The organism is Aeromonas sp. CA23 (assembly GCF_002587065.1).
Lineage (GTDB): Bacteria > Pseudomonadota > Gammaproteobacteria > Enterobacterales > Aeromonadaceae > Aeromonas > Aeromonas bestiarum.
Map to the genome: position 1 here is coordinate 4,219,154 of NZ_CP023818.1, position 16,482 is coordinate 4,235,635.

The following is a 16,482-nucleotide window of genomic DNA, read 5'->3' on the forward strand; positions in this document are numbered from 1 at the left end:
ACGCCAGCCCTTGTTATTGTTATCCGTCACCCCTGCTCGCTCAGTACGCCATCACATGACAAGGACATGCCATGAGTGAAGGACAAGCCGCAGCCCTCCTGCTCTGGCTATTGCTGCTTATATTCAGCCTGCGCGGCGCCCTGCTGCGAACCCTGCTTGCCCAGCCACTCTATCAGCACCTCTGCCTTGGCGGCGCCATAGCGCTGGTACCACTCTGGGTCTTGCGTGCCGGCCTGCACGAGGGGCTGGAGGTGCATTTTCTCGGTCTCACCAGCCTGACCCTGCTGCTGGGGTGGCGCCTCGCCCTGCTCGCTCCCTGCCTGACACTGCTGGTGCTCGGCTACTTCGATGTCATCGAGCTCGCCGACATCGGCTGGCAGGCGCTGATCGGCATCGCCCTGCCCGTGGCCACCACTTGGCTGCTGTTTCTGGCCAGCTGGGCCTGGATGCCCCGCCACCTGTTCGTCTACCTGTTCGTGGTCGCCTTCGGCGGCGGGGCGCTGAGCATCTCGGTCAAGGTGATCGCCAGCGCCCTGCTGATGGGCATGAGTGGCACCTATCCGTGGCACACCATCAGCGCCGACTACCTCTCCATCTGGCCGCTGCTGCTCTTCCCCGAAGCCCTGCTCAACGGCATGACAATGACGCTGCTCGCCATCTATCGCCCCCACTGGGTCAACACCTTCTTCGATCGGGAATACCTGGGGCGCTGACCCCGAACGCCATGCTTGTCTGCCAACGACTCAATACTCACGGGCAGACAAAAAGCCCCTGGCGAGCAGGGGCTTGGTAACAAGAAGAGAAGGAAGGCTTAAAACCGGTATTCGATATGAAGGGAGTGACTATCCAGACCCGGGTTCTGCTCATACATGTTGGCGTTGGACATGTGCTCATACTGATAGCCAATCAGCCAGTTGCTGGTGATTGCATAGCCAAGACCGATACCGGTGGAAAACTGGAAAGGACCGCCGTAATCCTTGAAGCCATTGCCGCGATGACCAAACTCATGGTCCGCCAGCCAGAGCACCTCAGCCGGCAGCCAGATCACCCAGTTACCCCACAGGCATTCGGCGCGAGCACCCGTGCCCAGCCTGGCGGTGTTCTCATCCCCCACCTTCAGCATGCCTCCCCGTACGCCGAGACCAAACTGGCAGCCTGAATCACCCCAGCGCCAGAACATGTGATGAAATTTCACGTCAGCAGTAAAGATGTCGAGCTTCTCGCTCTCGGCAGGTGTACCCAATTGCAGTGCAACAATATCGTCATTGGCGATTGCCCCTGAACTCGCGACCAACGAAGCCAGCAGTCCTGAGAGCAAGAGAGTGTTAGCGTCCATGTCCCCTCCTACATCCTTGTTATCTATGGTGCCATCCGAACGGGCACATATCAGGAATAGTCAGTGGGATGGGGGCTTGTCAACGCGATGGATAAAACTAAAAAAATCATCATTTCAGGATAAATAGTCTAGCAATGAAGAGTACACCCCCTTAAATTCAGAACAAAAAACGATCACAGATCAATTATTGACCAACTAATGGTGATATTAAAAATTGGCGGACTGCCTGCTAAAAACACGACTAAAAATGGGGTCTATAACGCATCAAACCTATGTAAGAAATATCTAAATTAATCGCTTTTTATCCAAATAAACTCATTAAACAACTATTGCAAATTACGATTAAAATTAAAAAACACATATAAAACAATTACTTATATGAGTGTTTTGATGTCGAATGATTGGCTATTATGTATTGACTCAATCGCACCTGATAAGTAATATGCGGCACAAACAAAATAAAGCATGATGCACGTCACAGATTGACGCGCAGAGGGCACGGGGTAATCAACCTGCATAGCAGGATAATTTTCTGAACAACATTGTTGTTCAGCGCCCTCCTATTGACCTCATGTTTCAAAAAACACAAATTGATTGTTTTCAGAACGGGGCCTTGTCATTTCCGTGCGGTAGCCATGGTGAAAACCTATCTTTTTTCACCCAAGATGAAACGGTACGGCAACAAAAAACAAACAATCAATTTCATTGCCATTCTGGACACAGAAGTCGGCCGCTACATTTGCATCGAACACACATGGTAGACTCGCGCCTCGCTTGATTCAGCAAGACAACGCCACTCCATTTTGCAAGAAAAGACCAACCATTGAACAAGCCAATTTTATCCAGCCAACATCGTTCGCCCATGACAGTACTGAAAGATGTCACCTTCGGCTTGCTGATGCGGGAACTCAAGACCCGTTTCGGCAACTATCGCATGGGCTACACATGGGCCGTACTCGATCCTCTGTTCGCAATTTCCGTTTTCTGTTTCATCTTCGGGATGCGCCAGCGCAGCGGCTTTGGCGGGGTTGAAGCGCCCGTGTTTATCGCAGCTGGTTATCTGCCGTTTATTATGTTTCAAAACATGGTGGGTCAGTTACAGTCTGCCGTCAGCGCCAACAAGGGGCTGTTCTGCTATCGACAGGTGACCCCCTTTGCCACCCTGTTCTCCCGCTTCTTGCTGGAAACCCTGATCGGCGTACTGGTGGCCTTTGTGCTGATCCTGGGGCTGATGTGGTTCGATTTCGATGCCATGCCAGCAGATCCATTGGCCGTACTGACGGGGTATGGTCTGCTGATGCTTCTCTCCTTTGCGCTGGGGACCTTGTTCTGCATCGCCACCTCCCTCTCCGAGGAGGCGAGAAAGCTCATCCCCATTCTGATGCGCCCCATGATGTGGATCTCGGCGGTATTCTTCCCGCTGGCCAGCGTCCCCCAGAGCTATCAGCACCTGATGCTGTGGAACCCTGTCGTGCACGCCCTGGAGCTTATCCGCTCGGGCTGGATTGCCGGTTTTCAGACCCAGGGGGGCAGTTGGTCTTATCTGGTGAGTGTTACATTGATATTGCTCACTTTCGCCATGAGTGCCTATCGCCTCAGCCATCGACGACTCATAGCAAGCTGACAACATGATCACTCTGGATAACGTCTCGAAATACTACCCGACCAAGTTTGGCCGCCATTACGTGCTGAAAGATGTCAGCTTTACCCTGCCGGGAGATCGCAATATCGGCATTCTGGGGGCAAATGGTGCAGGCAAGTCGACCCTGCTGCGCCTGCTCGGCGGCATGGACATGCCCAGCAAGGGCAAGGTGATCCGCCACAGTCGGGTCTCCTGGCCACTGGCCCTGAGCGGCGGCTTTCAGGGCAGCATGACGGGGCGTGAAAATACCCGCTTCGTCTGCCGCATCCATGGGGTACACGACACAGAAGCGGTGGAGGAGTGGGTTAAGGAATTTTCTGAAATTGGCCAACACTATGAGCTGCCCATCAAGGGTTACTCGAGCGGGATGAAATCCAAGTTCTCCTTCGCCGTCAGCATGGCCTTCGATTTTGATATTTACCTGACCGACGAGATCACCTCGGTGGGGGATGCCAGATTCAGACAGAAATGCATCGATGTCTTCACCCAGAAACGGGAGACCGCCAGCCTGATCATGGTTTCCCACGACATGAAGACGCTGCGCCAACAGTGCGACATGGGCATAGTGCTGCAAAACGGGCAGCTGACCCTGCACGATGACATCGAAGACGCCATCGCCATCTATCAAACGCTCTGATGTTTCATTTTCAAGTATTTCCACGGACCTTTATGACCAAAGCCACTTTGACCGCCCTGCTTGAACGCAAGCTGCGTAAATTCAAGCGCGACCCCAAGCTGTTTCTTATCGACTCCAAGGGTTATCGGGTTGCCCACCACTCCTGGAAAAAAGCCATCAAGCTTGGCAGTTTTCTCTGGGTGGTAGTCTGCTTCAGCCTGGCCACTATCTATTACGGTACTCTTGCCAGCGATCGCTATGTCAGCCAGGCGAGTCTCATCATCAAGCAGGCCGATCAGCTCAAGATGCTGCCGGATGCCCTCTCCATGCTGGGGCTTGGGGGCAGCAATCATCAGGATGTGTTGGTGATCCAGGAGTACCTCAAGTCCTGGGATATGCTCAACACCCTGGATAAAGAGCTGCAACTGAAAAAACACTTTCAAAGCGACAGTGCCGATATGTTCTCGCGCCTGCCGGCAAATGCCACCCGCGAACAATTTCTGGCATTTTATCGGGATCACCTCACCGTCAGCCTGGATGAGCTCTCCGGGGTACTGACCGTCAGCCTGCAAGCCTTTGACCCTGACTATGCCAAGCAGGCAGTTCAGCTGATGCTCAAAGAGAGCGAAGGTTTTATCAACCGGTTGAGCCGCCAGGTGGCGATGGAGCAGCTCAAATTCGTGGAAACCGAAGTGGCCCGCTCACACGAGCGACTGCTCAGTGAACGGGAAAAGATGCTGGCCTTCCAGAACCAGCACCAGCTGATGAGCCCGGAAGCCACCAGTACCGCCATGATGGGGGTGGTGTCGGAACTCGAAGCAGAACTGGTGCGCCAGGATGCCGAACTCAAGCGACTGCAAATCTACATGAACCCCAATGCCCCTGACGTGGTGGCAGTAAAAGACAGGGTCGATGCCCTCACCCGCCAGCTGGCGCAAGAGAAGAAGCGCCTGACCGGCAGCGAGAAGCAGTCCCTCAACGAGGTCAATGCCGACTATCAGGCGGTGCAGGTTCAAACCCAGCTGGCGGCCGATGTCTACAAAACGGGTCTGGTCAGCATGGAGCAGGCTCGCGTCGAAGCCTACCGCAAATTGAAACACCTGCTGGTGGTGAGCCAGCCGACTCAGGCCGAAGAGGCCGAATATCCCCGTCGTCTCTACAATCTGGCCACCATAGGCGTTCTGCTTTGCCTTTTCTACGGCCTGGTCGTGATGGGTCTTGCCACCCTGCGCGAACATCAGGACTGACAGGAGTATGTCGTTGAATACCTTCTTTACTAGATCACTGAATATCAAGCCGAGTCTGCTGGCTCTGAGTCTGGGCCTCTTGTTGCAACCCGCTTATGCCCTGGAAATCTCCCAGGAAGGAGCCCCGGTGCGCAAGGTCATCACGGATACCCAGACCCGGGATCCTGTGTTTGGCAACTGGCTGTTTCGCGGTGAGTTTGCCCGCGAATCCTTCAATGGCTTCAACCCGGATTACCGCATCGCCATCGGCGATCGCCTGCAGGTGCAACTGTGGGGGGGGGTCGAGTTTGATCAACCCCTGACCGTCGATCACCAGGGCAATATCTTCCTGCCCAAGGTGGGCCCCATCAAGGTAGCCGGGGTACGTAACGAGCAACTGAACGACACCCTGCTCGGCGCCGTCACCACCGTCTATCAGAAGAACGTCAGCGTCTATGCCACCCTGGACGTGAGTCAGCCGGTCAAGATCTTCGTAACCGGCTTTGTCAAACAGCCGGGCCTGTTTGCCGGTCAGTCTGGCGACTCCATCCTCTACTTCCTCGACAAGGCTGGCGGTATCGCCCCCGAGCGCGGCAGCTATCTGGATGTGGCCCTCAAGCGCAATGGCCAGACCCTGCGCCACTACAACCTCTACCAGTTCCTGGTCAATGGCACCCTGCTGCCGACCCAGCTGCGCGATGGCGACATCATAGTGGTGGCGCCACTGCGCTATCAGACCACGGTGCGCGGCAAGGTGGCGAATGCCAACAAGTTCGAGCTGAGCAAACCCCATGTCACCCTGGCCGAGCTGATGCAAATGGCCAGTCCCGATCCCGATGCCACTCATATTCGGGTGAGCCGCAATCAGGGGGAAGATATCCGCATGGATTACTACCCCATCAATGATGAGCAGCTCGCCAGCCACATGGTCAGCTCGGGCGATACAGTGGAAGTGATCGCCGACAAGCGCTATGCCTCCATCGCAGTACGGGTCGAAGGGGAACACGACAGCGCACAGGAGTATGTGCTCAAGTACGGCGCCCGTCTCGGCGACATCCTCAACGGCCTGAAACTGACCCAGGATGCAGACCTGAGCGCCATCCAGCTCTATCGTGATTCGGTCAAGGTGCGCCAGAAGGAGATGTTGAACTCCTCACTCAAGGCGCTGGAAGCCAGTATTCTGACCGCCCGCTCCTCTTCTGAAGGGGAAGCCAAGCTGCGCAACAGCGAAGCCCAACTGCTGATGCAGTGGGTTGAGCGCGCCAAGGACATTCAACCCAACGGGCAGGTGGTGCTGGCCAATGGCACCAATATGGAAGATGTGCGACTCGAACCGGGCGATATCATCCGCATTCCGCGCCAGACCAACCTCATCATGGTGCACGGCGATGTCATGTTCCCGAATGCCATCCTGATGGACAACAAACGTACCGTAGCCGATTACATCAATCTGGCCGGCGGCTTTACCCAGAAAGCCAGCAACTCCCGTATTTTGTTGCTGCATCGTGATGGCACCTTCAGCCAGATCGAAAAGAGCGACTTGGAAAATAAAGACATCACTATCAAGCCGGGTGACGAGATCTTCGTCCTGCCACAGGTCGATACCAAGTCGCTGCAGATCACCAAGGATATTACCGAGGTGCTCTATCAAATCGCCATTTCGGCCAGAGCCCTGGTGCTCTTGTAATAAAAAGAACAGGGTGGCAGTGGCTGCCACCCTATTTCACCTGTGAGTCAATTCCTTTGCATAATAATAAACGACCACGTATCGCATTAGTGGCAGATCAGTTCACGACTTTCAGCTTGGCACCCGATGCCGATCTTGTTCAGGTCACACCGCTCGACTGGCAATGGAAACTCAGATTTTTCAAGCCTGACTTTTTATTTGTGGAGTCAACCTGGCGTGGCTACAAAAATAGCTGGCAGGGCAAGATTGCCAGTTATGCACACAGCTCACCCAATAAACCCGAGCTGAGAAAACTGCTGGATTTTTGTCGAAAACGGAAAATAACAACCATCTTCTGGAATAAAGAGGATCCGTTCCATTTCGAGCGCTTTGCCGATGCGGCGGCGTTGTTCGATGTGGTTTATACCACGGATGCCGGCTCACTTGAACGCTACCATACCCTCCCCCATCAGGCATTTCAGCATGTGGGAGTTCTGATGTTTGCCGCACAGCCAAGCTGGTATCAACCCGCGCAGGACGGTGAACGAGGGGCCGGGATCGCTTTTCTGGGCGGCTATTATGGCAATGAACTGGCCGAGCGCAGCAGGACGCAAGAAGACGTGTTGTATGCACTGCGGGACAGAGGCTTGATTATCTTCGATCGCTTCTGGCAGAAAAATAATGGCTGCAGTTACCCGGACAAACTTCTGCCTTACTGCAAACCGGCCATTTCGCCGATCTCTGTCGCCAAGGCATATCGGCAATATCAGCTTTACTTGAATTTCAATACCATAAGTCAATCTTCAACCATGTTGTCTCGCCGGGTATTTGAATTGGCGGCGGCTGGCTGCCCCATTATCAGCACCCCTTCGGTAGCAATGGATAACATATTTGGCAAGAGTATTATCGCGGTGCAAGATGGTACGGCAGCGCGAGAATGGTGTGTGCAATTACAAAAAGACATTCGACAAAGAAACGAATTGGGCAAGCAGGCAAGGGATATTGTGCTAGCCCAACACACCTGGCAACACCGGCTGACGCAGTTAAACAGTGAACTCAGCCTTTATTAAGTAGTTTCGGGACAATACATAAAACCAATTAACTCACACGGGAGTGATTATTATGCCTATAAAAGCGCAGCGGGTTTTGATTGTGTTTGGTACCAGACCGGAGGCGATCAAGATGGCGCCGATCGTCAAGGCCTTCCAGGCCAATCGCAAGATTGACGTCAAAGTCTGTGTCACGGGGCAACACAGGGAGATGCTGGATCAGGTGCTCAACCTGTTCGAGATAGAACCGGAATATGACCTCAACATCATGAAACCGGGCCAGGACTTGACCGATGTCACCACCGCCATTTTGCAAGGACTGAGACCCGTGTTTGCGGAGTTCAAGCCGGATCGCATTCTGGTTCACGGTGATACGGCCACCTCTTTTGCTGCCACCCTGGCGGCCTACTATCACCGCATTGCGGTCGGTCACGTTGAAGCCGGCCTTCGCACCGGCAACATCTACTCCCCTTGGCCGGAAGAGGGTATGCGTCGCCTGACTGGCGGAATTGCCGATCAGCACTACACCCCGACCATCAGCTCGCTGAAAAACCTCATCATGGAAAACATCGCCCCCGAGACCATCTTCGTGACCGGTAACTCGGTGATCGATGCCCTGATTGAGGTTTCCCACCGCATTGATAAAAACGTCGGCATGAAAGCTGATCTGGCCAGCCGCTTCCCCTTCCTGGACAAGAGCAAGAAGCTGATCCTGGTGACCGGCCATCGCCGTGAAAACCACGGTGACGGCTTCGAGCGTATCTGCAAGGCGCTGGCAGTGCTGGCCCAGCGGGACGACGTACAGATCGTCTATCCGGTACACCTCAACCCCAACGTGCAGGAACCGGTCAATCGCAACCTCAAAGGGCTCGACAATGTGCATCTGATCGAACCGCAGGATTATCTGCCCTTCGTCTATCTGATGAAACAGAGCTACCTGATCCTGACCGACTCGGGCGGTATCCAGGAAGAGGCCCCGACCCTGGGCAAACCCGTGCTCTGCATGCGCGACACAACTGAGCGCCCAGCCGCCGTCAAGGCTGGCACAGTGCGTCTGGTCGGTACCTGTGATGAGACCATAGTGGCTGAGACAGTGCGTCTGCTGGACGACGAGCTGGCTTACAAGGTGATGAGCCATGCCAACAACCCCTATGGGGATGGCAAAACCAGCCAGCGTATCGTTGAAGCCGTGACAGGCCTTAGCGGCGCCCTGGGTCAGCAGATTGACAGCAGCCTGCAGGTTGCCTGATTTACAGATTACATACCTGTCTTTGGGGGCATGCCTGATGCCCCCTGTTTTACTATCGAGAGCACAAAATAATGAAATTTGAAACCATCTCCGTTGTTGGTCTGGGTTATATCGGTTTGCCAACTGCCGCAGTGATCGCCAGCAACGGCATTCGTGTCGTGGGCGTGGATGTCAACCAGCATGCGGTCGATACCATCAACCAGGGCAAGATCCACATCGTCGAGCCGGGTCTGGAAGACTTGGTCAAGCAAGCCGTGCAGGATGGCTATCTGAGTGCCCACACCAGCCCGCAGAAAGCCGATGCCTTCCTGATCGCCGTGCCGACCCCGTTCAAGGGCGAGGATCATGAGCCGGATCTGAAATATATCGAGAGCGCCTCCCGCGCACTGGCCCCCATGCTGGAGAAAGGCAACCTGGTGGTGCTGGAATCCACCTCACCGGTCGGCGCGACCGAGCAGATGGCCAAGTGGTTGGCCGAAGAGCGCAGCGATCTGACCTTCCCCCATACAGTGGCGCAAGGCCAGACCCCTGATATCTTTGTGGCGCACTGCCCGGAGCGCGTACTGCCAGGCCAGGTTATCCGCGAACTGGTCGAAAACGATCGCATCATAGGCGGCATGGACAAGGCCAGTACCGCAGCCGCCACTCAGGTCTACAAGCTGTTTGTCAAAAAAGGCGAGTGCATCGCAACCGAGGCCCGCACTGCCGAGATGAGCAAGCTGACCGAGAACGCCTTCCGCGACGTCAATATCGCCTTTGCCAACGAACTGTCACTGATCTGTGACAAGCAGGGCATCAATGTGTGGGAGCTGATTTCCCTGGCCAACCGCCATCCTCGTGTCAACGTCCTGCAGCCTGGCTGCGGCGTGGGTGGTCACTGCATCGCCGTCGACCCCTGGTTTATCGTCAACCAAAACCCGGAGACGGCCCGCATGATCCACCAGGCTCGTCTGGTCAACGACTACAAGCCCCAATATGTAGTGGAGCAGGTAGAAAGCGTGGTCGCAGGCATCAGCAACCCGAAGATTGCCTGCCTGGGGTTGGCATTCAAGCCGGATATCGATGACCTGCGTGAAAGCCCTGCGCTGGATATCACCAAGACCCTGGCCAACAATCCGGCCTATCAGATCCTGGCGGTTGAACCCAATATTGAAACTCTGCCGGCTGCGCTGGAGAATCGCAATAACGTCAAGCTGGCCTCCCTGTCAGATGCTCTGCAGCAAGCGGATGTGATTGTTATTCTTGTCAAGCACAAGCAATTCCTTGGTCTGAATCGCAGCGATACCGCCAACAATAAATTGCTTGACTTCGTCAACGCCGCTCAATAATCCACTCGAAACGGTGGCCGGGATTAACTCGGCCACCGTGTGAAAAAAAAAGAACTCTGATATGTCGACCCGACTCGCTAAAAAAAACGCCCGAAAAAATCAGCCGCCACGTCAGCAAGAGAATCATCTCAATACTGTTTTCTCCATCTATGACGAGCACCTCGATCACCTATATCGACAGTTGGCCAGGAAGACCGACAAGATTGAATGGGTAGAACAGTCTTACCCCCTGCTCACTTTTGGCAACATCAGCAATATTGAAACTGCTGATGCCTGGATGCTGCCAGCAGACAATGACCGCAACAAGACGATCACTGTAGACGCTAGCGGTAGTATCTCTCTGGAGCTTGCCCTGGTTGATGGAGACTGCTTTTATCTGCAGACCGGCAGCATGGATATCAACGGTCTGCCACTGAATAAAGGTGCCTGGCGCATCAACGGCAGCCATAAATATTGCGTCCATCTTGATGCCCAATTCGGTGAGCAACGCCCAGATTGTGCCATGTTCTTCATTCAATATGACGAAAAGAAGCGCATTGCCCATAAATTTCAGAAGGTCTATAACGGACTGAACAAGATAGAATTTGAAACAGCGCCTGATGCCCGTTATTTCAGCATTGCTTTGCGCCTCATGGGGCAAGGCACTCTTAATATAAAACCCCTGAAAATCATCGCAGAAGAGATGCTGCCGGTTAATGCCATCAAGCTGGAAAGTTGCCAGAGCGAAGAAGAGATTGCCCGCATTTTTGAGCTCAAGGCCAAGGCATTGACCACTGCGTTTGAAAAACGCATTCACGCTTTACCTGATTCCCCTCTTGTACAAAAGACCAATCTGGAGTCGTTAAAAGACAAGCTAGCCGTTGCTCTCTATGAAAAGCAACAGATGGAGAAGTCGCTCTACTATCGTCTTGGCAAAACGCTGGCGGAAGCCAAACGAAACAAACTGGCTGGGCTGCTGTCACTACCACAAAAACTGATCAAAATTCGAGCGGCGAAACGTAAAGGAAAATTTGAACAGCCTCCGATGGATAACGCCATCAAGCAGAGTTTGCTGGAGCAAGTTGGTATCTTCAATGAGGCTCGTCCCAATGAAGAAGTCACCTGGCCCGGGTTTGAGCCGAGAGCCAGACTGCGAAACCAAAGCATCAATGTCGTGTCTATCAGTGACAAGTTCACTTATGAGTGTTTCCGTTATGAGGCGAACTTCATTCCGCTAACCAAGAAAAACTGGAAAGAGGAAATTGATGCGGCCAACCCGGTTCTCTTCTTTGTCGAGTCTGCCTGGAATGGCAATGATGGCGAATGGACCTATACCATGGCCAGCTACAAGAAGAATCTGGGTGATCCGCTACGCGATGCCATCAAGTATTGCCAGTCGAAGAATATCCCAGTGGTATTCTGGAACAAGGAAGATCCGACAAACTACGATGTATTTATCGATGTCGCCGCCGATTGTGATTATATTTTTACCACAGACGGAGCCATTGTCGACAAATACAAGAGCCGTGTAGGTCACGATAGAGTTTATCCTCTTGCCTTTGCCGCCCAACCTGCCATTCATAACCCAATTCGTGACAAGCGCAAGAAATTGCCGACTTATGAAATCTGTTTTGCCGGTAGCTGGTATAACAATGGCCATGATACCCGTCGGATACAGACCGAAATCGTGCTGGATGGCGCCATGCACCGGGAACTGCATGTCTACGATCGCATGTTGCACGCAACCAAGCACAGGGAGTCCCGTATATTCCCAGCCAAATACCAGCCCTTTATTGTCGGCTCGCTGAGCTATGACCAGATGGTCACGGCTTACCGTCAATACAAATTGTTCCTGAACATCAATACGGTGCAAGATTCACCGACCATGTTCTCTCGCCGGGTTTTTGAAATTCTGGCCTGCGGTACACCTGTAATTTCCACCCATTCGGATGGGATGAAGGCGATGCTCGGCGAGCATGTTCATGTTGTTCATGATAAAGAGGACGCAAAGAAAGTAGTACAGCAGTTGCTGGAATCTGACCTCGATCGTGAGCGTCTCGGACACCTGGCTGCACGCCATTGCCTGCAGCATCACTCATATCAGCAGCGCTTCGCTCAGATCCTCGATACCGTTGGCATCGCACGCAGCAATGGCGAGGATGATAAAGTATCTACCATCATGTGTACCAACCGCCCCAAAAATATTGACATGATGATAGATAACTATCAGCGCCAGGCACATCCCAATAAAGAGCTGCTGATCATATTGAACAACGATGAATTCAATATTGATGAAGTGAAAGAAAAAATCAGAGATATACCCAATGCTCAGGTTCACCAGCTTCCACAGGATCTGACCCTTGGCGACTGCCTCAATCACGGCGTTTCACACGCTTGCGGCGACTATATCGCCAAGATGGATGATGATGATATCTATGGTGCCAACTATCTGGTAGATGCCCTGCTAGCGCTCAACTTCAGTGGCGCCGATGTGGTCGGTAAAGACTCTTACTTCTGCTATGTAGAGTCCAAGAACATCATGGCCATCAAGCAACCAGGTAAAGACAACCGTTATTCTGATTTTATTTCAGGTGGCACTCTGGTTATTCGCAAGCAGGTCTTTGAAAAGGTCAAATTTCATAGCCGAAATCGTGGTGAGGACACCAATTTCCTTAAAGATTGTAAAGAAAGTGGATTTATTATTTATTCATCCGATAAGTATAATTTCATTCAAATGAGATATGCCAATACCAGTGCCCATACCTGGACAATTGAGGATGAAGAATATCTAAAGAACTGTAAAACAATAGAAAGTGGGCTTACAACAAAACTGTCAGGCATTTAAATGAATAAAATTGAAATTAAAAATATAAATGATTTTATTTTTAATGGTGATGGGCATTATATTTTTAATGATGCATCTATAACCCATAATATTTACATAAAACGTTCAAAAACAAACAGTAATAGGTTATTTGTTTTTGGGCAAGGTGCTGTAGATAAAACAAAAACACAGCCAAATTTTCAAAGAATCAGCTGGGTGGATGAAATTGAAGGGAATGTTATAATAGTAGATGACCCAACGGTATTTAATAATGAGCTAAGTATCGGCTGGTTTCAGCATTCTACAGATGTAAACTATTTCTATCGCTTTTCAGAGCTATTGAAAACAATAGCCCTTAAAATGAATTTTGACATAGACAAGCCTATTTTGTATGGTTCATCAGCTGGTGGTTTCTCATCCCTCATGCTGTCACCATACTTCAACAATCCAGTCGTGGTTGTAAATAACCCACAAACAGATTGGACATTATTTTATGAACCTAAAGTTAATTGTGTTCTAAAGACTATATATAATGATATGAGCGTTGCAGAGTATCGAGAAAAATACCCACTTAAGTACAGCGCCATTAATTTATTTAAATCAGTATCGAAAGTTCCAGCTATAATATTAATGCAGAATCTTGATGATGTTTTTCATTATGAACGGCATTGCCTCCCACTATTAAATTGGATCCAAAGCCAATATAAGAATACTAACTTAATTAAGAACCCTCTAATCACCTTTTTTTATAGGAATGCATCAGAGGGGCATGGGCCATGTGGAAAAGATATCACTTTACGTTATTTGTCATTAGCCAAAAGCTTATAATTATATATAGGTCATTTTCATGATTAAAAAAGCCGTTTTTCCAGTAGCAGGTATGGGCACTCGTTTTCTACCTGCTACCAAGGCATGCCCAAAGGAAATGCTGCCAGTTGTAGACAAGCCGTTGATTCAATATGCGGTTGAAGAGGCCATTGCTGCCGGTATCACAGATCTTATCTTTGTGACCTCCTGGACCAAACGCGCCATTGAGGATCATTTCGACAGCAATTTCGAGCTGGAGTACAAGCTCGAACAAGCCGGTAAAAAAGCCTTGCTGGATGCAGTCAAAAATATCATTCCCGCGGGCGTGAACTGCTTCTATGTTCGCCAGACCGAAGCCCCTAGGAGGTTTGGGTCATGCCGTCCTGTGTGCCAAGCAGATTGTGGGTAATGAGCCCTTTGCCGTGTTGCTGGCCGATGACATGATTTACTGTGAACAGACTCCCTGTCTGGAAACCATGATCGCGCTTTCAAGTGAGGGCAAGAGTTCAGTGGTTGCCGTAGAGGCAGTACCGATGGAGAAAGTCAGCCAATACGGGGTGATTGATCCCATCACATTGAGTGAACGTCTCTACAAACTGAATGGCGTGGTCGAAAAACCCCCTCGGGAAGAAGCCCCATCCAACCTGTCGATCGTCGGTCGTTATGTGCTGCAACCCCGGATTTTCGAACTGCTTGAAAACACTCAGCGTGGCGCAGGTAGCGAGATCCAGCTGACTGATGCGATCGCCGATCTGCTGAAAGAGCAGGACGTGCTGGCCTATCAATTTGATGGTATTCGTTACGACTGCGGTAGCAAGCTTGGTCACATGAAAGCAAATATCGAGTATGGCCTACGCCATCCTGAGCTTTCATCAACGCTGCGTACTTACCTTGAAGAGCTGATTGGCTAAATCTAGGGAAAATATGTCGCGCGATCTCAGTGTTATCACCCCGTTTCACTTTCAACAAAGCGGTCGGGGAAGTCTGGACGCAGCGAGAAAGAGACTGGAGGCGTGCCTCCAGTCTCTTTCTATCAAACCAGAGCTGGATATTCTGATCCCCACCAATCGGAAACAATTTCTATCGGACAGGGTGAGCGCTCATTTGATCGAAGATGTGCAACCATTTCCAGTCTACTCTCCCGGGATTGCCCGTGACCAGGCGAGCAAGTGCAGCACGACAAAAACGCTCTTTCTTATTGATGCAGATCTGCTCTGTCCCCCTGAACTGGTTGAGCAACTATCCGAACGTAGCCAGACATGCAGTCAATACGGCTTGGCTGCGTTTGAAATGTACCCCTGCCTCTATCTGACCAAGGAAGAGACGGAACGGTTTGACGGGGATTTTCAAGGCTGTCTGGAATCCTTTCTGCGCGGTGAGAATCACAGGGTGGAAGGGATTGCCCTGGCCAGCAGTTGTTTGCTGCTCAATCGCGAGTGGTTTTTGCAACTGGGGGGCTTTGACGAACAGTTTGTCGGCCATGGTGGTGAGGATCTGGAACTGATTGACCGGCTCACCCGCCATTATCCCATAGGGCCAAGGCCCGATGATTATGGCCTGAATATCAAGGCGCAGCATCCGGGGGATTATCAGGGCTTTCGCCGTTATTTCAGTTACTATGCCCTGCCCCATCTGTTTGCCGGCCGCTTTCTGGTGCATCAGTGGCACCCGCGCCCCCTGACTCACCCCTATCACAAGCGCCGGGCGGGCAACGACCAGTTGCTGGAACAGATGCTTGCCCGCACCGAGACGGAACGGGCCCCCCTGAAAGGGCCCGTGGTGCCCTGCAATGACCTCAATGGAGAACTGCCGGAATTTCGGGAGTGGATGATCCGTTTGCAGGAAGAGGCGGGGTATCCCGTCCGTGACTATCCGGGGCTGCTGCGCTGGCAGGATGGCATAGGCCCCAAACGCCCCCTGTGGCGAAAACTGCGCAAGCTTTATCTCAATCCCAAAAAATTTTTCAAAGACTTTATTAAAGGTAAAAAATGATTTATTACGCAATTCCATTAAGAGCAAAACAAACCTCGAATAACTGGGATGATGTATGCAAACTACTATATAAAACTCTACAATCTATATCTTTAACTGGTGGGGACTATAAGGTTGTTGTAGCCTGTCATGACAAGCCAGATTTCCCTTTAACTGAGTTCGATGACCGCGTCAGCTTCGTGAAAGTTTGGCACCCTGTTCCAACAGATAAAAATGGATACATGGCAGATAAAACATCGAAGAAGAACGTCGCTCGTCGTAAAATATTAGAGTTGGCTCAAGCTGACGATCTATTTATGTTTATTGATGCGGATGATATTCTAGCAAAAGATTTTTTTAACGTAATTTCATCTGCGTTTTCAAGAAACCCAGACATTCATGACATTGCATTTCATACCGGCTTTATTCTAGATTCAAACAGAGGAAAAGTAGGGTATCTTGATGGCAAGGAGAAGGTTTTTTATAAAGGCTGTGGAACCTGTTTTATCTCTAGACTTAGTGGGGAAGATGTTAACAACGACGATGAAACAGCAACGTTCTTATTTTCTCTTAAAGATCATACGAAATACCCAGAATCTTCCCTTACTTTCGGTCGAAGTGTCATGGCCATGCAGACACCTGTAGTCTGCTACATTGTCAATCATGGTTCTAATGATACAACCGAGAGGGTGGGATTAAATGCAATGGAATCTTTTGTCGATCGTCTAGAGTGTAAAAATGAAGCCTTACTAAAGCGTTACGAGAAAAACTTCGAAAACTAACTTCCTC

The 16,482-nt window shown here is 51.2% G+C and carries 13 protein-coding genes and 1 pseudogene; 13 read left to right on the forward strand and 1 reads right to left on the reverse strand.

Annotated elements, in window-relative coordinates; all coding sequences use genetic code 11:
• Positions 1-71: 71 nt before the first annotated feature.
• Positions 72-713 carry an energy-coupling factor ABC transporter permease gene (locus CK910_RS19425; RefSeq protein WP_098984393.1) on the forward strand — a complete coding sequence of 214 codons (642 nt, stop codon included), beginning with the start codon at positions 72-74 and terminating at the stop codon, positions 711-713.
• A 98-nt stretch (positions 714-811) separates the two neighbouring features.
• On the opposite strand, the gene CK910_RS19430 is transcribed toward CK910_RS19425, so the two are convergent.
• Complete coding sequence (locus tag CK910_RS19430; RefSeq protein ID WP_098984394.1) at positions 812-1,336, reverse strand: acyloxyacyl hydrolase; 525 nt, start codon at positions 1,334-1,336, stop codon at positions 812-814.
• Between the two features lie 823 nt (positions 1,337-2,159).
• Between CK910_RS19430 and CK910_RS19435 the strand changes: the two genes are divergently transcribed.
• The 12 genes and pseudogenes from CK910_RS19435 to CK910_RS19485 all read left to right on the forward strand — a co-directional run bounded on the left by CK910_RS19435 (position 2,160) and on the right by CK910_RS19485 (position 16,475).
• Positions 2,160-2,960 carry an ABC transporter permease gene (locus tag CK910_RS19435; RefSeq protein ID WP_098984395.1) on the forward strand — a complete coding sequence of 267 codons (801 nt, stop codon included), beginning with the start codon at positions 2,160-2,162 and terminating at the stop codon, positions 2,958-2,960.
• A 4-nt stretch (positions 2,961-2,964) separates the two neighbouring features.
• Positions 2,965-3,615, forward strand: coding sequence for an ABC transporter ATP-binding protein (locus CK910_RS19440; protein ID WP_098984396.1), 651 nt, complete (start codon positions 2,965-2,967; stop codon positions 3,613-3,615).
• Positions 3,616-3,647: 32 nt separating this feature from the next.
• Positions 3,648-4,841, forward strand: coding sequence for a sugar transporter (locus CK910_RS19445; RefSeq protein ID WP_098984397.1), 1,194 nt, complete (start codon positions 3,648-3,650; stop codon positions 4,839-4,841).
• 37 nt (positions 4,842-4,878) lie between these two features.
• Positions 4,879-6,507 (forward strand): polysaccharide biosynthesis/export family protein, encoded by a 1,629-nt coding sequence (locus CK910_RS19450; protein WP_098985175.1) that lies wholly within the window; start codon positions 4,879-4,881, stop codon positions 6,505-6,507.
• 89 nt (positions 6,508-6,596) lie between these two features.
• Positions 6,597-7,556 carry a CgeB family protein gene (locus CK910_RS19455; protein WP_253852746.1) on the forward strand — a complete coding sequence of 320 codons (960 nt, stop codon included), beginning with the start codon at positions 6,597-6,599 and terminating at the stop codon, positions 7,554-7,556.
• Between the two features lie 82 nt (positions 7,557-7,638).
• Positions 7,639-8,784: a non-hydrolyzing UDP-N-acetylglucosamine 2-epimerase gene (gene wecB / locus CK910_RS19460; protein ID WP_367582003.1), complete on the forward strand. Its 1,146-nt coding sequence runs from the start codon at positions 7,639-7,641 to the stop codon at positions 8,782-8,784.
• A 71-nt stretch (positions 8,785-8,855) separates the two neighbouring features.
• The gene (gene wecC, locus CK910_RS19465) at positions 8,856-10,112 is read left to right on the forward strand and encodes a UDP-N-acetyl-D-mannosamine dehydrogenase (protein WP_098984399.1); all 1,257 of its coding nucleotides are present in this window, start codon (positions 8,856-8,858) and stop codon (positions 10,110-10,112) included.
• Between the two features lie 61 nt (positions 10,113-10,173).
• On the forward strand, positions 10,174-12,936 hold the full coding sequence (locus CK910_RS19470) for a glycosyltransferase family protein (protein WP_098984400.1): 2,763 nt from the start codon (positions 10,174-10,176) through the stop codon (positions 12,934-12,936).
• Positions 12,937-13,743: a hypothetical protein gene (locus tag CK910_RS23900; RefSeq protein WP_157774653.1), complete on the forward strand. Its 807-nt coding sequence runs from the start codon at positions 12,937-12,939 to the stop codon at positions 13,741-13,743.
• A 19-nt stretch (positions 13,744-13,762) separates the two neighbouring features.
• A pseudogene (gene galU, locus CK910_RS19475) lies at positions 13,763-14,633 on the forward strand (UTP--glucose-1-phosphate uridylyltransferase GalU).
• A 13-nt stretch (positions 14,634-14,646) separates the two neighbouring features.
• A complete protein-coding gene (locus CK910_RS19480) occupies positions 14,647-15,714 on the forward strand; it encodes a galactosyltransferase-related protein (RefSeq protein WP_253852748.1) in 1,068 nt (355 codons plus the stop codon).
• On the forward strand, positions 15,711-16,475 hold the full coding sequence (locus tag CK910_RS19485) for a glycosyltransferase family A protein (RefSeq protein WP_098984401.1): 765 nt from the start codon (positions 15,711-15,713) through the stop codon (positions 16,473-16,475). The genes CK910_RS19480 and CK910_RS19485 overlap by 4 nt, the downstream gene beginning before the upstream one ends.
• Positions 16,476-16,482 lie beyond the last annotated feature (7 nt).

Excerpts from the sequence above, each read along its gene's own strand:
- CK910_RS19445 (WP_098984397.1), top strand. The coding sequence starts at position 3,648 with ATGACCAAAGCCACTTTGACCGCCCTGCTTGAACGCAAGCTGCGTAAA.
- CK910_RS23900 (WP_157774653.1), top strand. The coding sequence starts at position 12,937 with ATGAATAAAATTGAAATTAAAAATATAAATGATTTTATTTTTAATGGT.
- CK910_RS19480 (WP_253852748.1), top strand. The coding sequence starts at position 14,647 with ATGTCGCGCGATCTCAGTGTTATCACCCCGTTTCACTTTCAACAAAGC.
- wecC (WP_098984399.1), top strand. The coding sequence starts at position 8,856 with ATGAAATTTGAAACCATCTCCGTTGTTGGTCTGGGTTATATCGGTTTG.
- CK910_RS19440 (WP_098984396.1), top strand. The coding sequence starts at position 2,965 with ATGATCACTCTGGATAACGTCTCGAAATACTACCCGACCAAGTTTGGC.
- CK910_RS19470 (WP_098984400.1), top strand. The coding sequence starts at position 10,174 with ATGTCGACCCGACTCGCTAAAAAAAACGCCCGAAAAAATCAGCCGCCA.
- CK910_RS19425 (WP_098984393.1), top strand. The coding sequence starts at position 72 with ATGAGTGAAGGACAAGCCGCAGCCCTCCTGCTCTGGCTATTGCTGCTT.
- CK910_RS19430 (WP_098984394.1), bottom strand. The coding sequence starts at position 1,336 with ATGGACGCTAACACTCTCTTGCTCTCAGGACTGCTGGCTTCGTTGGTC.
- CK910_RS19485 (WP_098984401.1), top strand. The coding sequence starts at position 15,711 with ATGATTTATTACGCAATTCCATTAAGAGCAAAACAAACCTCGAATAAC.